This window comes from Paraburkholderia caledonica (genome assembly GCF_000383275.1).
GTDB lineage: Bacteria > Pseudomonadota > Gammaproteobacteria > Burkholderiales > Burkholderiaceae > Paraburkholderia > Paraburkholderia caledonica.
Window position 1 is genome coordinate 840534 of sequence record NZ_KB911034.1, and the last position, 18835, is coordinate 859368.

Sequence of the window (18835 nt, forward strand, 5' to 3'; positions counted from 1 at the left end):
GAGCCGGGCGGCCAAAAAATGGGAACCCGCTATTTTACCGGCTTTGCGGTGTCAATGAGATAAGGCGGAGCAGGCGTCGCGCTCCTCCTTGAGTCTGCAGCTAAGCCGCGGCTAAGTCCGCAGCTAAGTTGGCACCTAAGTTGGCACCTAAGGCAGCAGCGGCCCGCGTTTGCCCCTCGACGCCGCGTCGGCCTGCGGGAGATCTGCGCCTTCGGGATCGAGCACCCGCCATACGCCGTCGACCAGACCTTCGAGCGGCCGGAAGTTGGCCTTGTAGGCCATCTTCGGACTCTCGCGAATCCAGTACCCAAGGTACACATACGGCAACTTCAGGCTGCGCGCCTGCTCGATCTGCCAGTAGATGTTGTACGTGCCGAAGCTCGTATGCGGCAGTCCCGGCTCGAAGAACGTGTACACGGACGAGAGCCCGTCGCCGAGAATGTCGATCATGCTGATCATGCGCAGAAGACCGGGCGATTCGGGGTTGTCCGGCAGCGGTTCCCGGAATTCGACGAGTCGCGAGTTGATCCGGCTTTGCAGCAGAAACTGTTCGTACTGGTCGCGGCTGTCGCGGTCCATGCCCCCGCCCGCATGTCGCGCCGACTGATAGCGCATATAGAGCGCGTAGTGTTCCTCGTCGTAGTGAAGCGGCGCGACGGTGGCGATCATGCCGCCATGCTTTTTCCAGACGCGCCGCTGCGTGCGGTTCGGCTCGAATCTGTCGACCGGCACGCGCACCGGCACGCATGCGCGGCAACCGTCGCAATAGGGCCGATAGGTGAACACGCCCGAACGCCGGAAACCCGCCTTGACGAGGTCCGTATAGACGTCCGAGTTGATCAGGTGACTGGGCGTCGCGACTTGCGAGCGTGCGATACGCCCGTCGAGATAACTGCAGGGATAGGGCGCCGTTGCATAAAATTGCAGCGCCGAAAGCGGAGAAAGAGGCAGCTCGTTAGGATGAGTCACGTTGGCAGCTCTCGAAGCATCTCTGGTAATGCAAACCCGGCGTGCGTTGCAACTTGTCTTGCAGATCTCTTGCAAAGCGTGTTGCAGCTCAATGCGCAACTCGTGGTGCGGCTCATTGTGCAGCACTCGATCCGCGCGTTTCGTTGAACGGATCCGGATTCGGCCTGATTCTTCCTACGCCGCTCGCGCGAGCACATCGAGCAACACGGTCTTGTCGAAGCGCCAGGGAATGCGCGGTGCGTCGACAGACGCGCGAACATGAGCGATGAATGCCTTGCGCGCTATCTCGCGACCGCCGAGCGACGCCAGATGCGACGTGTTCTGCTGGCAGTCTATCATTTCTATTTCGTGACGGCGCAAGTGCCCGACGAGCGCGGCCAGCGCCATTTTCGAGGCGTCCGTGACGTTGGCGAACATGGATTCGCCGAAGAACATCTTGCCGAACGAGACGCCGTACAAGCCGCCCACGCGCTCGCCTTCGAACCATGTTTCGATGCTGTGCGCGTCTCCCACGCGATGCAGCGACGAATAGGCTTCCACTACGTCCGCAGTAATCCAGGTGCCGCGCTGGCCACGCCGCGGCGCCTCCGCGCAGGCGCGCATCACGGCAGCGAAATCCTGGTCGACGCGGATTTCCCACGCGTCGTCGCGCAGCACGCGCTTGAGCGTTTTCCGCAGCGACGGCGATACCTTGAACTCGGCCGGACGCAGGACCATGCGGGGATCGGGGCTCCACCACAACACGGGCTGGCCGTCCGAATACCACGGGAAGATGCCGTGACGGTACGCGTCGATCAGGCGTGACGGCAGCAGATCGCCGCTTGCGGCAAGCAGGCCCGGAGCGCCGCTTGCCGCGCCGAGCGCGCGCTCGACGGGCGGAAACGGATCGTCGGGTCCGAGCCAGGGAACCATGCGCGCCGCTCAGCCTTCGCGCAGCGAGCGGAAGATGTCGCCCGTATGCAGGCCGAAGCTGCCGGCCGCGCGGTCGGCGAAAAAGAAGCGCAGCGTTTGTCCGACGGTGGGAAATGCAATCTCGTCCCACGGAATGTCGCTTTCCTCGAAGAGCTTGACTTCGAGACTCTCTTCGCCCGCGGCAATGTCCAGATCGAGCAGGCGCGCCATGTAGAAAAGATGCACCTGATGCACATGCGGCACGTTCAGCAGCGAGAAGAGGTTCTGTACCTCCACGCGCGCGCCGGCTTCTTCGAGCGTTTCGCGCGAAGCGGCTTCCGCCGTTGTCTCGCCCATTTCCATGAAGCCTGCAGGCAGCGTCCAGTAGCCGTAGCGCGGTTCGATCGCGCGGCGGCATAGCAGCACCTTGTCGTCCCAGACCGGAACGGTGCCGACGACGTTGCGCGGATTCTGATAGTGCACCGTGCCGCAACTGCCGCATACGAAGCGCTCGCGGTTGTCGCCCGGCGGAATGCTCAAGCTGACGCCGTGGCCGCAGACAGAACAGAATTTCATAGGAAGGGCACGAGAAAGAGTGCTAGGAGTTTATCACTGGGGCGGCGTTTTACCGTGCGCAGAGATGGTGACGCGTGATGAGGGCGGCGCCGGCGAGCGGGCGGGGTGAGGAGGCGTGCGTGCGCTTATGCGCGGCGTATGCGTGTGCTTGATCACGCAGATCATCGGGTGTTCATCGGGCATCGACCCATGCCAGAGATATCGACTCGAAAAAACGGCCGCGCAAAACAAAAAAGGCCTGCCGGTTTGGCAAGCCTTCAATGTTATTTTCGACGTTCCAGCTTTTGGTTGCGGGGGTAGGATTTGAACCTACGACCTTCGGGTTATGAGCCCGACGAGCTGCCAGACTGCTCCACCCCGCGTCCGTCGAAGAAAAGATTATAGACCAGATCAGAGGACGATGCAATAGTCCAGGCGCTAGTCGTTTAGCAGGCGGCTTCCCGCTTGCGGCTTCGGGCAATCACTCGCACTCATCGTGCGCCTTCAGCGAAACGTCGCGCGATGCGTGGGCGGCGTCGCATCGCGCCAGGCCGCTCCAAGACGCTGCGCTAGAATCGGAATTTCCCGGCGCGCCGTCATGTCGTTTGCGCGAGACTTACGACGAATGAGACTCACGACGAATTCACACCGAGTCGGTCGCGAATGCACGACGGCGCGCCCGCATTCACACTTTGCTCCCGGAACTTCATGGACATCGCTCACGACCTGCAGATCATTGCCGCTCAGGAACACGCGCTTGTGTTCCCCCAATTCGATGCTGACCGCGCATGGCAAATCGGCGCCTATCTGCATGAAGTCGCGAAAGCGCGCGGCATTCCTGCCGCCATCGACGTGCGCACGTTCGGTCAGCCTCTGTTCTTCAGCCTGCTCGACGGCGCGACGCCGGACAACGTCGATTGGGCGCGCCGCAAGGGCAACACGGTCGCGCATTTCCGGCGCAGCTCGTATGCGATCGGCCTGAAAATGCAGCAGGCCGGCAGCACGCTCGCGGACAAGCACGGTCTGCCCGCCGCCGAATATGCATCGCACGGCGGCGCGTTTCCGTTGACGGTCGCGGGCGCGGGCGTGATCGGTTCGGTCACGGTGTCCGGCTTGCCCCAGCGTGCCGATCATGAGTTCGTAGTGGAAGCCCTTTGCGCGCACCTCGGTCACGACTACAGCAAGCTCGCGCTTGCAAAGGTCTGAGCCGATGCGGCTGCCGCCTTATGCATTGCTTGGTATCGCGATCGTGGCCGAGGTGATTGCCACTTCCGCCATGCGAGCGTCGGACGGTTTCTCGCGGCTCGTGCCGTCGGCGGTAGTGGTACTCGGCTACGGAGTCGCCTTCTACTGCCTGTCGCTAACGCTCAGGAGCATTCCGGTCGGCATCGTCTACGCCGTGTGGTCGGGCGCGGGCATCGTGCTGATCACGCTAGTTGCGCTGCTGCTCTATGGGCAAGTGCCCGATGTGCCGGCCGTCATCGGGCTCGGGCTGATCATTGCCGGCGTCACCGTGCTGAACATGTTCTCGAAGATGGAGGCACATTGAAGCGCGAGCCCGAGTCACCGCGAAGGCTCTGGCTGGATCCGTTGTACATGCGATCGAGCTTTGCCGGGGCTTGCCGGTGACGTCGGCTCTCCTCGGCTCCTACTTGCAGCGGACGATCATCGAGCGGTTCTTGACGTTGGCCGACACGACGTTCGTCACGCTGCCGCCCGCGGTCCCGCCTTCGTCGTTGTCTTTCGACACGATGTCATAGCCGGTCGCGCCGCACGCCTTGCCCGCCTGCACATAGCACGAGGCCCAGCTCGAACCGGCGTCGGCGCCGCTGCAATTGACCGCGAAGCCGGTCTGGCCGTTCGGCAGATTGATGAGTGACGTCGTGTTCGACGACGCACACCCCGCCACGCCCGCGCCCAGCGCAACTGCCACCGGGAATACAAGAAGAAGGGACGTGTGGCGCAGCAGAGCCCGCGCGCTGCCACGCGGTGAATGACTTCGGCGCGGCCGTTGCGTCATGAAATGCATCGTGATTGTTTCCTTTGATCGGTTGGCTTGCCAAGCGCAGGCGCAAGCTCAGGGCGTTTCGACAGTAATGCCCGCCGCGCTGACGAGGCGGCGGCTTTCGGCGCCGCTTTCAGTGGCCGCGTCTTCCCAGATGCTGATGGCTTTCGCGATGTCGATATCATGGCTTTCGGCGTACGCAAACCATTTGTTCGCCGCATCCGGCTCGGGCAGTTCGTGATCTTGCAGAAAATATTTTCCCATATTGCGCTCGCTGAACTCGAAATGGAGGCACTGCAACAGCACGGAACGTGCCGTGCAGTCGGTTCGACCTCGACGGATCCGACAAGTGCAACCGTGAAAACGTACAGAACTTATTCGATCGCCGCGCGCCTTACCTGATCTATTGCAACGAGGAGAACGAACATGGCTGAACGGGTCAGCGGCCCTTACCGCGGCTACTACATCAGTGCCGCCGCGCGCCTCGTGCCGGCGTCCAGCGACCAGGGCACGGGCGGCACCGACGGCACCGCCGGCACCTACGTCGGCTCGGTCAGCCTGGCCCAGCTTGGTCCGGACGATGCACACCGGATCGAGACACTACTGGATCTCGGCGATCAGCAACGGTTCGGCAGCGAAGAAGAGGCGCTCGCCTACGTTGAACAGGCCGCGCGTAATTACGTCGACCGTCTGCTGGGAGGCCAGTCATGACCGGCGAACGTCTGCTTCGAGGTAGGTCATGAGGGCACCTGACGAGCAAGCCCGCGCGCGAACTCATGCCGACGCATCTCGCGATTCCGGCGCCTCGGCGGGGTGGACCGCGGTCCGGCCGCGCGAGTACCATATTCAGGTCGTCCGGGGCCGGCCGGTTCTCGCGGGCTCCGGTTGTGTGCCGGATACTTCTGATGAGGCGACCATGGAAATCAGGTTTCCCGAGGGCGCGCCAGCCTACCGCGATTCCAATCTGACCGTTGTCTTTCCCGCGCTGGTGGACGGTGAGCCCGTACCGTGCGCAATCTCTGTCGAGGCGCTCGAAGACCACTTCGGCGCACATTCCGAAGACCTGGAAGGCTGGATGCGCGCATTCGACGCCGGACGCCCGCGCATAGAAGCCGTGGCGCGCGAACACTTGCAGATCAGTAACGGCACGCCTGTGCTGCTCAAGAGCGGGCACTTTCCGCCTGGGAACGCGGCTCGCTAGGCTGAGCAGAACCGAGCGCGGCGGCCATGCACTGGCGGATACCTTCCTCGTAAGACGTCTTCGCGATCGGACCGATCAGCTTCGTCAACGCAGAGTCGTCGAGCACGATCGGTTCGGTCATCAGGTAATTCATCTCGACTAGCTCACGCATCAGCGGATTGAAGAGGCCGAGCACGCGCAGCATCGTCTTTCCGGCCACCATCAGCCTCGGCTGGCCGCCTGCCAGTGCATAAGCCTGCCGTGCCACTTCCCGCTGCGTGATGGTGCCCGCGCCGCCAAGGTGCCACCAGCGCCCATACGCTTCGGGCGTGCGTGTAAGCGTCTCGACCACGGCTCCGATATCCGGCAGGTAAATGAATTCGTGCGGCACATCTACGGGACCGATCATCTGCGCGCGCTTTCCATTTGCGGCAGCTTCGAATACGCCGTTGAGCAGACTGCGCTCGATGCCCGGGCCGTAGAAATCCGGTAGCCGCAGAACCAGCGTCGACAGTCCGTTCTTTCCGTGCGCCTGCAACACCAGATTTTCCTGGGCGAGCCGCATTTTTCCTTTGAACGTGTGCGGCTCGCGAGGATGGTCTTCAGCGATCGGATTGCTGCCCGCACGACCGTAGGGATAGACGGTGCCGATCAGAATGAAGCGTTCCACGCCCGCTGCCGTGATACCTGCGAGCGTTTTCTGCATTAGCGGCGGGTGCTCGGCGAAGCGGTCGTACGGCACGCCGACCAGATAGACGACGCTCTGCAGCCCCTCTGCCGCGGCGCTGATAGAAGCCGGATCGTCCGGATTCCACGTGACGATCTCCGCGTGCGGATCGTGGCCAAAAGCGGCGACCAGCGCTTCCCGCGACCGGCCGACGACGCGGTAGTCGCGGCCTGCCGCGCCGAGCGATGCCGCGATGATCCGGCCGGCGGCGCCGGCAGCTCCGAACAGGCCGACCTTTCCTTCGTTGTGCATGACGGTACCTTCCAGGTGACGCGGCGCGCCTCGATGCACGCCAGCTGTTGATTGGTCAATGTTTTGTGAACAGTGTTCAGTGAACGGTGTTCAGTTTAATTTGACTTTTCAGTTTGTCAACTGGAAAATGCCTCGCATGGGAATCGCTGAAAGAAAGAACCGGGAGAAGCAGGCGTTGCGGGAACGCATCCTTGCAGCCGCACGACATATCGTGATGCGTGAAGGCTTTGCCGCGCTCTCAATGCGGAAGATCGCCGAAGCGATCGAGTATTCGCCCGCCGCGCTGTATTTGCACTTCGCGAGCCGCGACGAGATCGCCCGGGCGCTGTGCGAGGAAGGCTATGCGCAGTTGCTGCAGACCTTCGAGCCGCTCGCGGGCATTGCCGACCCGGCTGAACGGCTCAAGGGAATGGGGCGGGCTTATGTTGCCTTTGGCGTCGCTCATCGGGAAACGTACCGGTTGATCTTCATGGAAGATCCGAGCTATACCGGCGCGGCGCTCGGTGCGAAGGCGGCCGCCGCGGTGTCCGGCCCGTCGAAATCCGACCCGTCAACTGGAAGCGAGGCGCAAACGCGGGTTCAGGCGGAGCAGCCCGGCACGGAAGACGATCCGGGCGCCGCGGCCTTGCAATTCATGATTTCCGCACTCGACGAGCTGAAAGCGGCGGGGCGTCTTGCTGCATCGGTGGATCCGAGGGTCTGGGCCGACGCTTTCTGGGCGACGTTGCATGGCATCGTCGCGCTTCACCTGACGTGCCCGGTTTTTCCGTCGGCGCCGCTCGACACCGTTGTGGGAATCGCAATGGACACCTGGCTTGGGGCGGGCGGTGTCGCTGCGGATGCAGATCCAGTTGGCATCGCAAGCTCGAACGCTAACGGGGCGGTGTCTCGCAGGAAGAGGACCGGTGCCGCGGGCGCGCAAAGTTCGTCGCAGGACAATGCGCAAGTCAAGGGTCAAGGAGAGGCGCAAGCAGAGGCGCCATCCGAGGTGCAAGATGGCCCGGGCGCAGAACCCGCGGCTACCCGGCGTCGCGCAGCGAAGAAGGCGCGTTAGGCAACGAGTCACCGCCTACCTTGGCGACGGTCCCACCCGAAGTCGCGCAAGGCTGCGCCTTGCACCCCAAACCGACCCCGAGTCGCGGGCCGTGATAACGTTGGGTTTCCACGTCTTTGCGCCGCCGTGCGTCGTCTTTCATGTCTCTTTCCGCCTTGCCCGAAGCTAGCGACGAAGTCGCGACTTACGTAGCCAACTGCATCGGTTTCATCGAGCTTGAAAGGCCGAAGGCGCTGAACGCGCTGTCGCTCGGCATGATCCGAGCGATCCACGCCGCGCTCGACGACTGGCGCGAAAATCCCGATGTGCTTGCGGTCGTCGTGCGCAGCCAGCATCCTCGCGCGTTCTGCGCGGGCGGCGATATCCGCTTCCTCTACGAGTCGGCGAAGCGTGGCGAACACGAAGCGCGCGACGCGTTTTTCATCGAGGAATACCGGCTCAATCACGCAATCTTCACTTACCCGAAGCCCTACATCGCGTTGACGAACGGTGTCGTGATGGGCGGCGGCATGGGCATCTCGCAGGGCGCGCATCGGACCGGCGGCCTGCGCGTCGTTACCCAGTCGACAAAAATGGCGATGCCGGAAACGCGCATCGGCCTTTTCCCGGATGTCGGCGCTAGCTGGTTTCTTGCCCGCACGCCCGGCGCGATCGGCCGCTATCTCGCGGTGACCGGCGAAGCGATAGGCGCTGCCGACGCGTTGTACGCCGGCCTCGCCGATCTCTATATCGACGATGCCGCGCTGCCCGCGCTCATCGACATCTTGCGCAGCGAACTGTTCGAGCGCGGCGCGGACGTGGTTGCGTGCGTCGAGCGGGAAAGCCGCGCTTATCAGGTCGCGCCGCAGCCGGAGCAGTCGCCGCTTGCCCGCGCGCGGCGGTTGATCGACCGGCATTTTGCGCTTCCCGACGTGCCGCGCATTCTCGCCTCGCTTCAGCAGAAGTGCGATCGCGATACCGCCGATTGGGCCGAGCAGACCATTGCCGTATTGCGGGAGCGCTCACCGCTTTCCATGGCTGTTTCGCTGGAGGTGGTGACGCGCGCGGAAGGCTCGATGGCCGAAGTGCTGCGCGGCGATCTCGATCTCACGCGTTCGAGTTTCCTGCAAGGCGACGCGGTGGAAGGCATTCGCGCGCGCATTATCGACAAGGACAACGCGCCGCACTGGCGCTTCGCGCGCATTGAGGACGTGAGCGCCGCCGATGTCGCGAAAATGTTCGAAAGCCCGTGGCCGGCCTACGAACATCCGTTGCGGGATCTGCACGGTTAAGGCGCGGGCGGACGCGACGAACCGCCCAGACCGACTCAATCCACCTCTTCGCTCGCCATGAAGGCGCGCATGAAGACGAGTGCGCCCCAGCCCCACATTGCGTTCGCGGCGAAGCCCATGGCGAGGCGCGGCAGCATGTTGCCGCTTGGCCAGATGCCGCGCAGCGGATCCACGACGAACACGCTTGCCGCCGTCAACACGATGCCGCCGAACACGAACGCGGGCAGCCACGGCGCGCGTCGCTCGGGAGCCACGCGCAAGAGCCACGCCATGAGTACGGCCCAGAACGCGCTCCAGATTGCGTTAGCAATGAACTCGGGCAGGCCGAGCGGTAGAAACGGGGCAGTCGAAAAACCGCTTTTGTCGATAACACCGGCTGCATTCAGCAGCGCCAGCGTCGATTCATGGAAGAACAGAGAAGCCAGAAAACCGGCGACGAACGGCAGGATGAGTTTTTGCATGCATTGCACCGCCAGGGTACAGGCGCGTGGTTCGCGTTGCCCGCACCGGATTATTGGAAACGTGCGCCATTATAGCCAGCGGTGACGCCTTTTCCGGTTGCGCGAAGCGTCGCGTTCGTATGCTTTAGCGTCGGGCTAATCACGGAAGTGGAAAACCTAAGCTCAAAAAAATCGTTCAAAAGCCGCGCTCCGCTCCATAGACTCTTTCTCCATGTAGACGGCGCTTGCCGCCGTCGCCCTTAGCGTCGATACCGCATCTTCCGTTCTTTAGCGATGCATCGCCCGGCTCATCTCCGATGACCGGCTGTATGCGCGTGGCCCGCGCCTGCGCTGGCGTGTGGTTTTGCCGCGCGGCATGCACCGTCTTCATTCAATCCAGTTTTGAATTCGCAGGGAGCAGTAAATGAATGTGTTCTGGTTCATTCCGACTCATGGCGACAGCCGCTATCTCGGTACGTCGCAAGGCGCGCGTGCAGCCGATTACGACTACTTCCAGCAGATCGCCGTCGCCGCCGATACGCTCGGCTACGAGGGCGTGCTGCTGCCGACCGGCCGTTCGTGCGAGGACGCATGGGTCGTTGCATCGAGCCTCATCGCCGCGACGAAGCGCCTGAAGTTTCTCGTCGCGATCCGGCCGGGCATTTCGTCGCCGGGACTTGCGGCACGCATGGCGGCCACGTTCGACCGTCTGTCGAACGGGCGCCTGCTGATCAATGTGGTGACGGGGGGCGACGCGACCGAGCTCGAGGGCGATGGTGTGTTCGTCGATCACGACACACGCTACGAGATCACCGATGAATTCCTGCACATCTGGCGCAAGCTGCTGAGCGCCGCGCATACGAACGACGCAATCGACTTCGACGGCAAGCATCTGAAGTCGAAGGGCGGCAAGGCCTTGTATCCGCCGGTGCAGAAGCCACATCCGCCGCTGTGGTTCGGCGGTTCGTCGCCGGCCGCGCACGACATGGCGGGCGAGCATATCGACACCTATCTGACCTGGGGCGAGCCGCCCGCCGCGGTTGCAAGGAAGATCGCCGATATTCGGGCCCGCGCCGCCGCGCACGGCCGCACGATCCGGTTCGGCATTCGCCTGCACGTGATCGTGCGCGAGACCGAAGAAGAAGCATGGGCCGCAGCCGACAAGCTGATCAGCAAGCTGGACGACGAAACCATCGCGCGTGCGCAAGCATCGTTTTCGAAGATGGATTCCGAAGGCCAGCGCCGCATGGCCGCGCTGCACGGCGGCAAACGGGGCGGGCGCGCCGAACTCGAGGTCTATCCGAACCTGTGGGCCGGCGTGGGTCTCGTGCGAGGCGGCGCGGGCACCGCGCTCGTCGGCAACCCGGAGCAGGTGGCGGCGCGCATGAAGGAGTACGCGGACCTCGGTATCGAGACGTTCATCCTGTCCGGCTATCCGCATCTCGAAGAGTCGTATCGTTTTGCCGAACTCGTGTTCCCGCTGCTGCCGAACCGGCAGAGCAAGACTTCGAGTGGACCGTTGTCGGGACCCTTCGGCGAGATTGTCGGCAACAACTATTTGCCGAAGGCGGCGAGCGCGAGCTGAGCGTCGCCCGCATCGGTACGGCATCTTCGACACGCAATGAGGGAGTAACCATGGCTCAATCTACTGTAAGTGCGGATCGGGACGCGAGTGCGCGCGGCGGCGCCGGTTTCGGCTCCGCGCTGGCGTCCGCTGTCGGGTCGTTACGGCAAGTCGGCGCGTCGCTTGCGCCGTGGGTCGCACCGCTCCTGATTCTCCTCGCATGGGAAACCGCCGCGCGCAGCGGCGTGCTGTCGACGCGCGTTCTGCCCGAACCGCTCGCCGTCGTGAAGGCCGCGTGGTCGCTGATCCAGTCGGGGGAGATGTGGGCGGACGTGAAGGTCAGCACGTGGCGCGCGGTGTCCGGATTCGCGATCGGCGGTGGGATCGGTCTCGTGCTCGGACTCGCGACGGGCCTCTTCAAGCCGGTCGAAATCGCACTCGATTCGACCGTGCAGATGATCCGCAATATCCCGGCGCTCGCGATGATCCCGCTCGTGATCCTGTGGTTCGGCATCGAGGAGCAGGCGAAGGTGTTTCTCGTAGCGCTGGGTGTGTTTTTCCCGGTCTATGTGAACACGTTTCACGGCATCCGTTCGGTCGATTCCAATCTCATCGAGATGGCGCGCAGCTACGGCGTGAAGGGTTTCGCACTTTACCGCCATGTGATCCTGCCCGGCGCCTTGCCGTCGATTCTCGTCGGCGTGCGCTTCGCGTTCGGGCTGATGTGGGTGACGCTGATCGTCGCAGAGACGATTTCCGCGCAGTCGGGCATCGGTTACATGACGATGAATGCGCGCGAATTTTTGCAAACCGATGTCGTCGTGGTCGGCATTCTGCTGTACGCGGCGCTCGGCAAGATCGCCGACGTGCTGGCAAAAAGCCTGGAGCGCGTGTCGCTGCGTTGGCATCCGGCTTATCAACGGGGAGGCAAGGCATGAGCGCAACGACATTTTCATCGTCGTTCGGCGGCATCGCGGGCAGCGATCTCGAAGCGGAACTGGCGCAGGCGCGCATCGCCGATCGCGACGCCGGCCTGGCCGCGGACTCGCAGCAACGCGACACAGCCCACGGCTATGTGCGCGACGCGAGTGCGGCTGGCGAACCAAACGGTCCACGTCGCGAGAACAACGCGGTCGACTATTCGGTCCGGTTGCGCGGCGTCGGCAAGCAGTATGGCGAGCGCAAGGTGCTGACGGACTTCGACCTGTCGATCGAGCGCGGCAGTTTCGTCGCGATTGTCGGCCGTAGCGGTTGTGGGAAATCGACGTTGCTGCGTCTCGTCGCCGGTCTGGAGAAGACCACGGCGGGCGTGCTCGAAAAGCGTGCCGAAGACGGCCGGCCGCTCGACACTCGCATCATGTTTCAGGACGCACGCCTGTTGCCGTGGAAGAGCGTGTTGCAGAACGTGATGCTCGGACTGCCCCGCAGCGCGCGGGAAGACGCGCGTGCGGTGCTGGCCGAAGTTGGATTGCTGGAGCGTGCCGGCGACTGGCCCGCGCAACTGTCCGGCGGTCAACGTCAGCGTGTCGCGTTGGCGCGGGCGCTCGTGCATCGTCCGCAACTGCTGCTTCTGGACGAGCCGCTCGGCGCGCTCGATGCACTGACGCGCATCGAAATGCATTCGCTGATCGAGCGCCTGTGGCGCGAGCACAAGTTCACCGCCTTGCTCGTCACGCATGACGTGCACGAGGCCGTCGCGTTAGGCGACCGCATCCTTTTGATCGAAGAAGGGCGCATCGCGCTGGATCAGCCGGTGCCGCTCGCGCGCCCGCGAGCGCGTGCGTCGGCGGGCTTCGCCGCGCTCGAAGAACACGTGCTGCAGCGCGTTCTGAAAAATGCGCCAAGCGACGACGCATTGTCCGGACAGCCCGAAGACGCACGCGGCACGCGTAGCCAGGGCCGCTTCCGGCGGCCTACAGACGTCCGCTGGGCTGTCTGACGTTCCTTGACTGACTGTTTTTAATCGCTTCCCTGGAGTCACTCGCAATGAGCATTTCCGCAATCAACGTACGCAATCAGTTCAGAGGCAAGGTCAAGGAAATCATCCGTGGACCGGTTGTGTCCGAAGTCGATGTCGACACGCCGTTTGGCATCGTGACTTCTGTGATCACCACGCGCTCGATCGACGAACTCGACCTGCAGGTCGGCTCGGAAGTCGTCGCGCTCGTCAAGTCGACGGAGGTCTCGATCGCGCGCCTGTAAGCGCCGCGCTATTTCGCGTTCGCGCCGCTCGCGGGCGGCTCGTGCATCATCTTGTCGTTGGTCGGCTTGCGCGGACGCTTGATCGGCATGTTGTCCGGGTTGCTCGATCCGGTCGAGCCGGAGGCCGCCTCGGGCGGCTTCGCCATCGACGACGCGGCGTCGCCCGGCGCCGCCGGCTGCTTTGCCGGCGCAGCGGAGCCTTTGGAAGCCGTTGATCCGGCTTGCGCCGCTTCGGCCGCTTTGGCCGCGTTGGCCGTTGCTGCCCACGGCGCCGTTTCGCCTACACACATCGCTGCCAGTGCGGCGACTGCGGACAGAGCTGTCAGAGTGCTTCGCTTCATCTCCTTCTCCTTGTGCGTGCTTCGCAGCCGGTCGGATTGCGTGAGTTCGGGATAGACCCGGCTTGCCGGCGAAAATTCACGCGCAAAGCCATTCGGCCATGACGATGCACCAATGCGACTGCATTCGCTCTCGAAACTTGCTAGGATGAATTTAGCCATTTCGACGGAGGCAGCCATGTCGAAGTCATTGAGTCCCGAAGCGATCGAAGCGTTGCGCCGCTTGAACGAGGTCGGCGTGGGTCAGCCGCCGCCGCGATTCCCACAGACCGTAACCGCTGAACTGCTGGCCTGCGGGCTCGTCACCGAGGCAAGCGGGGACGAAGTCGAAATCACCTGTAACGGCAGGCAGTACCTTTCAGGCGATTGCGATTGAGCATGAATGCCGGCGATTACGCGATGCGGCGTCAGCGCATGTGACGGCGTTCGCGCAGCGCAAGTATGGCGTTGAGCGGGCACGCTGGGCGCTGCGAACGTCCTCGGGAAGCATGGCAGACGTGGAGGTGAAAATGGAGCCGAAAGGGCTCGACATGGGAGATTACCAGGAGCGCTATCAGGACTACGACATCGAAGTCGCGGTCGAACAGGTGCTCACGGGCGTCAAGGCGCATTTCCGTGTGCTGCGCGGGAGCGCAGTGGTGGTCGACTGGCGGCTGGTGCATATCGACAGCCTGTGGCCCACCGAGCACGCCGCGGCCGAAGCAGGTTTTCGGGCCGCGCGCGAAGTCATCGACGCAGGTGTTGCGGGTTGAGGCCGCCTGAGCCCGTAAACTGAAGAGGGCGCCGGCATCGGAACCCGATGCTCGGCGCCCTCTGTGCTTGCCGCTAAGCGCAGCAAGCTCGGCAGCGAATGCTTAGTGGCCGAAGAAAACCGACTGCGGACCCGATGCCGGTTCTCGCGTGCCCGATTGCGACGACGCGTTGTTCACGCCACCGTAAGCGTTCGATTCGGCGTTAGCGCGTTCAGCCGCGACAGTCTGCGCATTCTGACCTTGTTGCGAAGCCGGTGCGCCGACCGACGGACGATAGAACGGTGCCGGGCCGTAGCCGCTTGCAAAAGCCGGTGCAGCGATCGAGGCGGAAACGGCAACGAGAAGGGCGGCGATAAATTTGGTCTTCATGATGTACCTCCAATGATTTCGACTTTCGGAATGGCGTCGCGGGAGCCGGGGGCTGTGTCTGCAACGTCGATGGAGGCAGTGTATACCCCTACTATCGAGAATTTGTGCCGATAATTTGAAATTACTGTTCTTGCTGGTGAAATAATCGGGCGATCGAAGAGCGGGCGGGGCTCAGCGACGGTCTGGCCCCGATCGCCAAGCGGTAGATGCGGGTCAAAGTCCTGATGGGGAAGGGGTTTTAGCGGGTGGTCGGCCATGCGGCGGCCGGTCAATCGCCCGCGTTGCGCTAAAATTGCGGTTTCGATTCAAGCCTTTGGCCGCCCCATGTCTTCAGCTAGTACTGCCAGTCCGCGCCGCGTCAGTGTCGCACCCATGATGGATTGGACCGATCGTCACTGCCGGTCGCTTCATCGCATCATCTCGCGTCACACGTGGCTCTACACGGAAATGGTGACGACTGGCGCCCTGCTGCACGGCGATGTGCCGCGCCATCTCGCATTCACGCCCGACGAAGCGCCCGTCGCGTTGCAACTCGGCGGCAGCGAGCCAGACGATCTCGCGCGCTCGGCGAAGCTCGGCGAGCAATGGGGCTATGACGAAATCAATCTGAATTGTGGCTGCCCATCGGAGCGTGTGCAGCGCGGCGCGTTCGGCGCGTGTCTGATGAACGAGCCGCAACTGGTGGCCGACTGCGTGAAGGCCATGCGCGACGTCGTCTCCGTGCCCGTCACGGTCAAACATCGAATCGGCGTGGATGCCGTTGAGGATTACGGCTTCGTACGCGACTTCGTCGGCACCATCGCAGATGCCGGTTGCAACGTCTTTATCGTCCACGCGCGTAACGCGATTCTCAAAGGGCTGAGCCCGAAAGAGAACCGCGAGATCCCGCCGCTCAAGTACGACTACGCGTATCAATTGAAGCGCGACTTTCCGCAACTGGAGATCATCATCAACGGTGGGATCAAGACGCTCGACGAAGTGCAGACACATCTTGCACACGTCGACGGCGTGATGCTCGGGCGGGAGGCGTACCACAATCCGTATATGCTGGCCGATGTGGACGCGCGCTTCTACGGGTCCACCGAAGCGCCGCTCACGCGCGAGCAGGTCGAGGCGAAGCTCATCGAATATTGCGCAGCCGAGATGGCCCGCGGCACTTATCTTGGTGCGATCACTCGTCACGCACTCGGTCTCTATCGAGGCGAAGCAGGTGCGCGCGGCTGGCGTCGCGTCCTCTCCGACAGCAAGCGCCTCGCTGCGCGCGACCTCTCTATCTTCAATGAGGCGAGACAGCATCTGCGTGAGCCAGCCGAAATTTTTGAATAAAGGACTAGGCAAACGCGGAACGTGTTCGTATAATCTCGTTTCTTCGTTGGCGAGTCAGGTTTTCCGGCAAGTCAAAGCAGATCTCAGTGGTGGCTGTAGCTCAGTTGGTAGAGTCCAGGATTGTGATTCCTGTTGTCGTGGGTTCGAGCCCCATCAGCCACCCCAAAGAATTTCGGCAGTAAAGATTGAAGTTGATCGCAAACGGCGTTGTGAGAAATCACAGCGCCGTTTTTGTTTTGGGTTCGCGCTTTTCTCATCAATGGCTGCGTCCGCCATGCCCGCCGCCGCTCCACGAACTGCCGCCGTGGGATCCGCCATAGCCCCCATATCCGCCGTGGCCGCCATGCCAGCCGCCGTGACCGCCGTGCCAACCGCCGCCCCAGTGTCCGCCGCCGCCGTGGTAGTAGCAGCACGGTCCGCCCCAGCCGCCCCAGATGCCGACCGTGCCGTACACCGGCGCATAGGGTGGCCCATATCCGTAGCCATAGGCGGGGTAATAGGGTTGGGCGTAGGCGTAGTCATAGCCGGGCGCGACTGCGCATCCGCTGACGCCCGCGACCACGGCCAGCAATGCCATCGATGCAAAGAGTCTGCTCACAATCGCCTCCCGTCCTCACATAAGGATCAGAAAGATCGCGAGCCCGAGAGTTCAGCCGCATTTGTGTCCGCGCATTACGATCGCACCGAGCGCCTGCGCAACGCTCATCCCTGTGCCGCACGGGTACTCCAAGGCGCGTGCTGCATGCGGCGATCGAAAGCGCATCGGCGTATCTATTGCGCGGTAACACCTGGTTAATCTTCTGCAACAGAACAGGCCGCCGCTGCTCTTATCATTCGATGCAGTTGATCGGAAGAACGCTTCAGCGCTTGCGCAATGGTTCGAGCAGCGACGACAAACCGTTGTGATCGATCTCGTGCATCAGCGCGAGCAGCCGTCCAATCTCGCCCGGCGGAAAGCCCTGGCTCGCGAACCAGTTGAGGTAATGGCCGGGCAGGTCGGCGATCAGACGACCCTTGTACTTGCCGTAGGGCATCACACGCGTGACCAGCAGTTCGAGGTGTTCGGGATTCATCGTGATGCACCGGCGCAAGGAATGTTGGGCGAGGCGTGCTTGCACTGCACGCCAGCACGGCATTCTAGCCGTGCTGCAGGCATCGCGCGGGCATGGTAACTTGAGCGGTTTATGTTCATATAACTAACAAGGAAAGCTTCCATGGAATACCGCAGACTCGGCGATTCGGATGTACAGGTCAGCCTGATCGGACTCGGCACCATGACGTGGGGCGAGCAGAACACAGAGCAGGATGCGCACGCTCAGATCGACTACGCGCTCGATCATGGCGTCAACCTGATCGATACCGCAGAGATGTATCCGGTGCCGCCGCGCGCCGAGACGCAAGGTTCGACCGAGCGATTTATCGGCACGTGGCTCGCGAAGCATCGCAGCGCGCGCGAGAAAATCGTGCTCGCTACGAAGATCGCGGGACCCGCGCGCCAGCCGCATAACCCGCGACATATCCGCGGCGAGACCAACCAGTTCGACCGTAAAAACCTCACTGAGGCGCTGAACGACAGCCTGAAGCGTCTGCAAACGGACTACGTCGATCTATACCAGTTGCACTGGCCGGACCGCAATACGATGACGTTTGGCCGTCCGGCCTATCCGTGGGTCGACGATGAATACACAGTGCCTATCGACGAAACGCTTTCCGTGCTCGCCGACTTCGTCAAGGCGGGCAAGGTGCGCCATGTGGGCGTATCGAACGAAACGCCGTGGGGCGTCGCGCAGTTCCTGCGCGCGTCGGAAAAGCTCGGCTTGCCGCGTATCGTCAGCATCCAGAACCCGTACAGTCTGCTCAACCGCACTTACGAGGTGGGGCTTTCCGAATACGCGCACCGCGACAACATCGGCCTGCTCGCGTATTCGCCGCTGGCGTTCGGCTGGCTGTCCGGCAAGTACGAAGGCGGCGCGCGGCCGGCTGGCGCACGCATATCGCTGTTCGAGCGCTTCCAGCGGTACAGCAAGCCCCAGGCGATCCAGGCCACCACGCGTTACGTCGAACTGGCAAAGCGCCATCACATGTCGCCGGCCCAGTTGGCGCTTGCCTTCGTCAATAGCCGGCCGTTCGTCACGAGCAATCTGATTGGCGCGACCTCGCTCGATCAGTTGAAGGAGAACATTGCGAGCGTCGACGTAAAGCTGTCGCAGCACGTGCTCGATGAAATCGACGCACTGCATCAGCTGCAGCCGAATCCGGCGCCCTGAGTTCGCTGGGACATGCAACGAAAGGCAAATGTCCCTCCCTGTCGGCAAATCACGACCTAAACTGTGGTGAGCAGGACGGGCTTCTGCCTTCGTGTCGTGCTTTTGCGCGTGGCGCGGCGCGCACGAATGGTAGGATGCAGCCCGGAATTCGGCAGCGGCGGCGGGTTTTCAGCCGCACTGTTCACACTCGGCGATAGCACTCAGGACATCGAATGGCGCAACAAAAAACGAACCCAAAACTCGAGCAGGCGCTGACGCGCGGGGACCTTGCGATCCGTCAGGCGAATTCGGCGCGGGCCACCGCGCTGCTGCGCGCGCTAGCCAAAATGATCGTTGATGCTTCGGCGACGATCGGCGTCGAAGCATTCACACTGATTCCGGACGGCGACAAGATTTACGATCCGGCCGACGGTCTCTGGCCGCAAGAACTGCAGATTTCGCTCGACGGTCCGGTCGAGGACGCCGATCCGGACGAGATCCGCACCGTGCGGCTGATCGCCGACGATCCGGGCACGATGTTCCGGGTGGAATGGCAGCGTGCCGATGGCAAGATCGGGCGTCACGAAGGCGGCCCGTTTGCAACAGTCGCGTTCATCTCGGACGTCGACATTCCCTGGACCGACGAAGAGGACTGAGCTCGCGTCCGTGCAGCAAATTCATTCGTGGGCGCTGA

The 18835-nt window shown here is 62.8% G+C and carries 26 protein-coding genes and 2 tRNA genes; 16 read left to right on the forward strand and 12 right to left on the reverse strand.

Features of this window, described 5'->3' with window-relative positions:
• Positions 1–147: 147 nt before the first annotated feature.
• The 4 genes from H281_RS0103840 to H281_RS0103855 all read right to left on the reverse strand — a co-directional run bounded on the left by H281_RS0103840 (position 148) and on the right by H281_RS0103855 (position 2798).
• A complete protein-coding gene (locus H281_RS0103840) occupies positions 148–969 on the reverse strand; it encodes an arginyltransferase (protein WP_020065764.1) in 822 nt (273 codons plus the stop codon).
• Between the two features lie 174 nt (positions 970–1143).
• Positions 1144–1881: a leucyl/phenylalanyl-tRNA--protein transferase gene (gene aat / locus H281_RS0103845; protein ID WP_020065765.1), complete on the reverse strand. Its 738-nt coding sequence runs from the start codon at positions 1879–1881 to the stop codon at positions 1144–1146.
• A gap of 9 nt (positions 1882–1890) precedes the next feature.
• Complete coding sequence (locus tag H281_RS0103850; RefSeq protein ID WP_027804270.1) at positions 1891–2436, reverse strand: NUDIX hydrolase; 546 nt, start codon at positions 2434–2436, stop codon at positions 1891–1893.
• 285 nt (positions 2437–2721) lie between these two features.
• Positions 2722–2798: transfer RNA gene (locus H281_RS0103855), tRNA-Met, on the reverse strand.
• Between the two features lie 325 nt (positions 2799–3123).
• Between H281_RS0103855 and H281_RS0103865 the strand changes: the two genes are divergently transcribed.
• Positions 3124–3621 carry a heme-degrading domain-containing protein gene (locus H281_RS0103865; protein ID WP_027804271.1) on the forward strand — a complete coding sequence of 166 codons (498 nt, stop codon included), beginning with the start codon at positions 3124–3126 and terminating at the stop codon, positions 3619–3621.
• Positions 3622–3625: 4 nt separating this feature from the next.
• Positions 3626–3964: a DMT family transporter gene (locus H281_RS0103870; RefSeq protein WP_020065769.1), complete on the forward strand. Its 339-nt coding sequence runs from the start codon at positions 3626–3628 to the stop codon at positions 3962–3964.
• 99 nt (positions 3965–4063) lie between these two features.
• Here H281_RS0103870 and H281_RS0103875 read toward each other — a convergent pair whose 3' ends face one another.
• On the reverse strand, positions 4064–4444 hold the full coding sequence (locus H281_RS0103875) for a hypothetical protein (protein ID WP_020065770.1): 381 nt from the start codon (positions 4442–4444) through the stop codon (positions 4064–4066).
• Positions 4445–4492: 48 nt separating this feature from the next.
• Entirely contained in the window at positions 4493–4684 is a 192-nt protein-coding gene (locus H281_RS0103880) for a hypothetical protein (protein ID WP_027804272.1), read from the reverse strand.
• A gap of 162 nt (positions 4685–4846) precedes the next feature.
• Here H281_RS0103880 and H281_RS0103890 point away from each other — a divergent pair, with 162 nt between their 5' ends.
• Both H281_RS0103890 and H281_RS0103895 read left to right on the forward strand, forming a co-directional pair.
• Positions 4847–5131 (forward strand): hypothetical protein, encoded by a 285-nt coding sequence (locus tag H281_RS0103890; protein ID WP_020065773.1) that lies wholly within the window; start codon positions 4847–4849, stop codon positions 5129–5131.
• 205 nt (positions 5132–5336) lie between these two features.
• A complete protein-coding gene (locus tag H281_RS0103895) occupies positions 5337–5621 on the forward strand; it encodes a DUF1488 family protein (protein WP_020065774.1) in 285 nt (94 codons plus the stop codon).
• Here the strand turns inward: H281_RS0103895 and H281_RS0103900 are convergent.
• Positions 5581–6579, reverse strand: coding sequence for an NAD-dependent epimerase/dehydratase family protein (locus H281_RS0103900; protein ID WP_020065775.1), 999 nt, complete (start codon positions 6577–6579; stop codon positions 5581–5583). The two genes, H281_RS0103895 and H281_RS0103900, sit on opposite strands and share 41 nt — an antisense overlap.
• A gap of 136 nt (positions 6580–6715) precedes the next feature.
• Here H281_RS0103900 and H281_RS34300 point away from each other — a divergent pair, with 136 nt between their 5' ends.
• Together H281_RS34300 and H281_RS0103910 are read left to right on the forward strand one after the other, a co-directional pair.
• Positions 6716–7633, forward strand: a complete 918-nt coding sequence (locus H281_RS34300; RefSeq protein WP_020065776.1) for a TetR/AcrR family transcriptional regulator — start codon at positions 6716–6718, stop codon at positions 7631–7633.
• Positions 7634–7773: 140 nt separating this feature from the next.
• The gene (locus H281_RS0103910) at positions 7774–8904 is read left to right on the forward strand and encodes an enoyl-CoA hydratase/isomerase family protein (RefSeq protein WP_020065777.1); all 1131 of its coding nucleotides are present in this window, start codon (positions 7774–7776) and stop codon (positions 8902–8904) included.
• A 35-nt stretch (positions 8905–8939) separates the two neighbouring features.
• Here the strand turns inward: H281_RS0103910 and H281_RS0103915 are convergent, their stop codons facing one another.
• Positions 8940–9365, reverse strand: coding sequence for a hypothetical protein (locus H281_RS0103915; RefSeq protein ID WP_020065778.1), 426 nt, complete (start codon positions 9363–9365; stop codon positions 8940–8942).
• A gap of 403 nt (positions 9366–9768) precedes the next feature.
• Between H281_RS0103915 and ssuD the strand changes: the two genes are divergently transcribed.
• Genes ssuD through H281_RS0103935 form a run of 4 tightly spaced genes read left to right on the forward strand, consistent with a single transcriptional unit; the run spans position 9769 to position 13110 of the window.
• The gene (gene ssuD / locus H281_RS0103920; RefSeq protein ID WP_020065779.1) at positions 9769–10929 is read left to right on the forward strand and encodes an FMNH2-dependent alkanesulfonate monooxygenase; all 1161 of its coding nucleotides are present in this window, start codon (positions 9769–9771) and stop codon (positions 10927–10929) included.
• A gap of 50 nt (positions 10930–10979) precedes the next feature.
• The gene (ssuC, locus tag H281_RS0103925; protein ID WP_020065780.1) at positions 10980–11846 is read left to right on the forward strand and encodes an aliphatic sulfonate ABC transporter permease SsuC; all 867 of its coding nucleotides are present in this window, start codon (positions 10980–10982) and stop codon (positions 11844–11846) included.
• On the forward strand, positions 11843–12847 hold the full coding sequence (locus H281_RS0103930) for an ATP-binding cassette domain-containing protein (protein ID WP_020065781.1): 1005 nt from the start codon (positions 11843–11845) through the stop codon (positions 12845–12847). Before ssuC ends, H281_RS0103930 begins: the two co-directional genes overlap by 4 nt.
• Positions 12848–12894: 47 nt before the next feature.
• Positions 12895–13110 (forward strand): TOBE domain-containing protein, encoded by a 216-nt coding sequence (locus tag H281_RS0103935; protein ID WP_020065782.1) that lies wholly within the window; start codon positions 12895–12897, stop codon positions 13108–13110.
• Positions 13111–13118: 8 nt separating this feature from the next.
• On the opposite strand, the gene H281_RS0103940 is transcribed toward H281_RS0103935, so the two are convergent.
• Complete coding sequence (locus H281_RS0103940) at positions 13119–13451, reverse strand: hypothetical protein (RefSeq protein ID WP_027804273.1); 333 nt, start codon at positions 13449–13451, stop codon at positions 13119–13121.
• Between the two features lie 175 nt (positions 13452–13626).
• Between H281_RS0103940 and H281_RS0103945 the strand changes: the two genes are divergently transcribed.
• Positions 13627–13824 carry a hypothetical protein gene (locus H281_RS0103945; RefSeq protein WP_020065784.1) on the forward strand — a complete coding sequence of 66 codons (198 nt, stop codon included), beginning with the start codon at positions 13627–13629 and terminating at the stop codon, positions 13822–13824.
• Positions 13825–13957: 133 nt separating this feature from the next.
• Positions 13958–14200, forward strand: coding sequence for a DUF6566 family protein (locus tag H281_RS0103950; protein WP_027775201.1), 243 nt, complete (start codon positions 13958–13960; stop codon positions 14198–14200).
• Positions 14201–14302: 102 nt separating this feature from the next.
• Here the strand turns inward: H281_RS0103950 and H281_RS0103955 are convergent, their stop codons facing one another.
• Positions 14303–14569 (reverse strand): hypothetical protein, encoded by a 267-nt coding sequence (locus H281_RS0103955; RefSeq protein WP_020065786.1) that lies wholly within the window; start codon positions 14567–14569, stop codon positions 14303–14305.
• 324 nt (positions 14570–14893) lie between these two features.
• Here H281_RS0103955 and dusA point away from each other — a divergent pair, with 324 nt between their 5' ends.
• Entirely contained in the window at positions 14894–15895 is a 1002-nt protein-coding gene (gene dusA / locus H281_RS0103960) for a tRNA dihydrouridine(20/20a) synthase DusA (protein WP_027804274.1), read from the forward strand.
• A gap of 89 nt (positions 15896–15984) precedes the next feature.
• Positions 15985–16060, forward strand: a tRNA-His gene (locus H281_RS0103965).
• Positions 16061–16151: 91 nt separating this feature from the next.
• On the opposite strand, the gene H281_RS0103970 is transcribed toward H281_RS0103965, so the two are convergent.
• Both H281_RS0103970 and H281_RS0103975 read right to left on the reverse strand, forming a co-directional pair.
• Positions 16152–16493: a hypothetical protein gene (locus tag H281_RS0103970; RefSeq protein WP_027804275.1), complete on the reverse strand. Its 342-nt coding sequence runs from the start codon at positions 16491–16493 to the stop codon at positions 16152–16154.
• Between the two features lie 262 nt (positions 16494–16755).
• Complete coding sequence (locus H281_RS0103975; RefSeq protein WP_020065789.1) at positions 16756–16968, reverse strand: DUF3820 family protein; 213 nt, start codon at positions 16966–16968, stop codon at positions 16756–16758.
• Between the two features lie 141 nt (positions 16969–17109).
• On the opposite strand from H281_RS0103975, the gene H281_RS0103980 reads away from it, so the two are divergent.
• Together H281_RS0103980 and H281_RS0103985 are read left to right on the forward strand one after the other, a co-directional pair.
• Positions 17110–18162 (forward strand): NADP(H)-dependent aldo-keto reductase, encoded by a 1053-nt coding sequence (locus H281_RS0103980; protein WP_020065790.1) that lies wholly within the window; start codon positions 17110–17112, stop codon positions 18160–18162.
• A gap of 212 nt (positions 18163–18374) precedes the next feature.
• Positions 18375–18797, forward strand: coding sequence for a hypothetical protein (locus tag H281_RS0103985; protein WP_020065791.1), 423 nt, complete (start codon positions 18375–18377; stop codon positions 18795–18797).
• The last annotated feature ends 38 nt before the right edge of the window (positions 18798–18835 follow it).

Excerpts from the sequence above, each read along its gene's own strand:
- H281_RS0103870 (WP_020065769.1), top strand. The coding sequence starts at position 3,626 with ATGCGGCTGCCGCCTTATGCATTGCTTGGTATCGCGATCGTGGCCGAG.
- H281_RS0103915 (WP_020065778.1), bottom strand. The coding sequence starts at position 9,365 with ATGCAAAAACTCATCCTGCCGTTCGTCGCCGGTTTTCTGGCTTCTCTG.
- H281_RS34300 (WP_020065776.1), top strand. The coding sequence starts at position 6,716 with ATGGGAATCGCTGAAAGAAAGAACCGGGAGAAGCAGGCGTTGCGGGAA.
- H281_RS0103985 (WP_020065791.1), top strand. The coding sequence starts at position 18,375 with ATGGCGCAACAAAAAACGAACCCAAAACTCGAGCAGGCGCTGACGCGC.
- H281_RS0103940 (WP_027804273.1), bottom strand. The coding sequence starts at position 13,451 with ATGAAGCGAAGCACTCTGACAGCTCTGTCCGCAGTCGCCGCACTGGCA.
- H281_RS0103895 (WP_020065774.1), top strand. The coding sequence starts at position 5,337 with ATGGAAATCAGGTTTCCCGAGGGCGCGCCAGCCTACCGCGATTCCAAT.
- aat (WP_020065765.1), bottom strand. The coding sequence starts at position 1,881 with ATGGTTCCCTGGCTCGGACCCGACGATCCGTTTCCGCCCGTCGAGCGC.
- ssuD (WP_020065779.1), top strand. The coding sequence starts at position 9,769 with ATGAATGTGTTCTGGTTCATTCCGACTCATGGCGACAGCCGCTATCTC.
- H281_RS0103910 (WP_020065777.1), top strand. The coding sequence starts at position 7,774 with ATGTCTCTTTCCGCCTTGCCCGAAGCTAGCGACGAAGTCGCGACTTAC.
- H281_RS0103955 (WP_020065786.1), bottom strand. The coding sequence starts at position 14,569 with ATGAAGACCAAATTTATCGCCGCCCTTCTCGTTGCCGTTTCCGCCTCG.
- H281_RS0103865 (WP_027804271.1), top strand. The coding sequence starts at position 3,124 with ATGGACATCGCTCACGACCTGCAGATCATTGCCGCTCAGGAACACGCG.
- H281_RS0103980 (WP_020065790.1), top strand. The coding sequence starts at position 17,110 with ATGGAATACCGCAGACTCGGCGATTCGGATGTACAGGTCAGCCTGATC.
- H281_RS0103945 (WP_020065784.1), top strand. The coding sequence starts at position 13,627 with ATGTCGAAGTCATTGAGTCCCGAAGCGATCGAAGCGTTGCGCCGCTTG.
- H281_RS0103930 (WP_020065781.1), top strand. The coding sequence starts at position 11,843 with ATGAGCGCAACGACATTTTCATCGTCGTTCGGCGGCATCGCGGGCAGC.
- H281_RS0103880 (WP_027804272.1), bottom strand. The coding sequence starts at position 4,684 with ATGGGAAAATATTTTCTGCAAGATCACGAACTGCCCGAGCCGGATGCG.
- dusA (WP_027804274.1), top strand. The coding sequence starts at position 14,894 with ATGTCTTCAGCTAGTACTGCCAGTCCGCGCCGCGTCAGTGTCGCACCC.
- H281_RS0103935 (WP_020065782.1), top strand. The coding sequence starts at position 12,895 with ATGAGCATTTCCGCAATCAACGTACGCAATCAGTTCAGAGGCAAGGTC.
- H281_RS0103975 (WP_020065789.1), bottom strand. The coding sequence starts at position 16,968 with ATGAATCCCGAACACCTCGAACTGCTGGTCACGCGTGTGATGCCCTAC.
- H281_RS0103890 (WP_020065773.1), top strand. The coding sequence starts at position 4,847 with ATGGCTGAACGGGTCAGCGGCCCTTACCGCGGCTACTACATCAGTGCC.
- H281_RS0103850 (WP_027804270.1), bottom strand. The coding sequence starts at position 2,436 with ATGAAATTCTGTTCTGTCTGCGGCCACGGCGTCAGCTTGAGCATTCCG.
- H281_RS0103900 (WP_020065775.1), bottom strand. The coding sequence starts at position 6,579 with ATGCACAACGAAGGAAAGGTCGGCCTGTTCGGAGCTGCCGGCGCCGCC.
- ssuC (WP_020065780.1), top strand. The coding sequence starts at position 10,980 with ATGGCTCAATCTACTGTAAGTGCGGATCGGGACGCGAGTGCGCGCGGC.
- H281_RS0103875 (WP_020065770.1), bottom strand. The coding sequence starts at position 4,444 with ATGCATTTCATGACGCAACGGCCGCGCCGAAGTCATTCACCGCGTGGC.
- H281_RS0103950 (WP_027775201.1), top strand. The coding sequence starts at position 13,958 with ATGGAGCCGAAAGGGCTCGACATGGGAGATTACCAGGAGCGCTATCAG.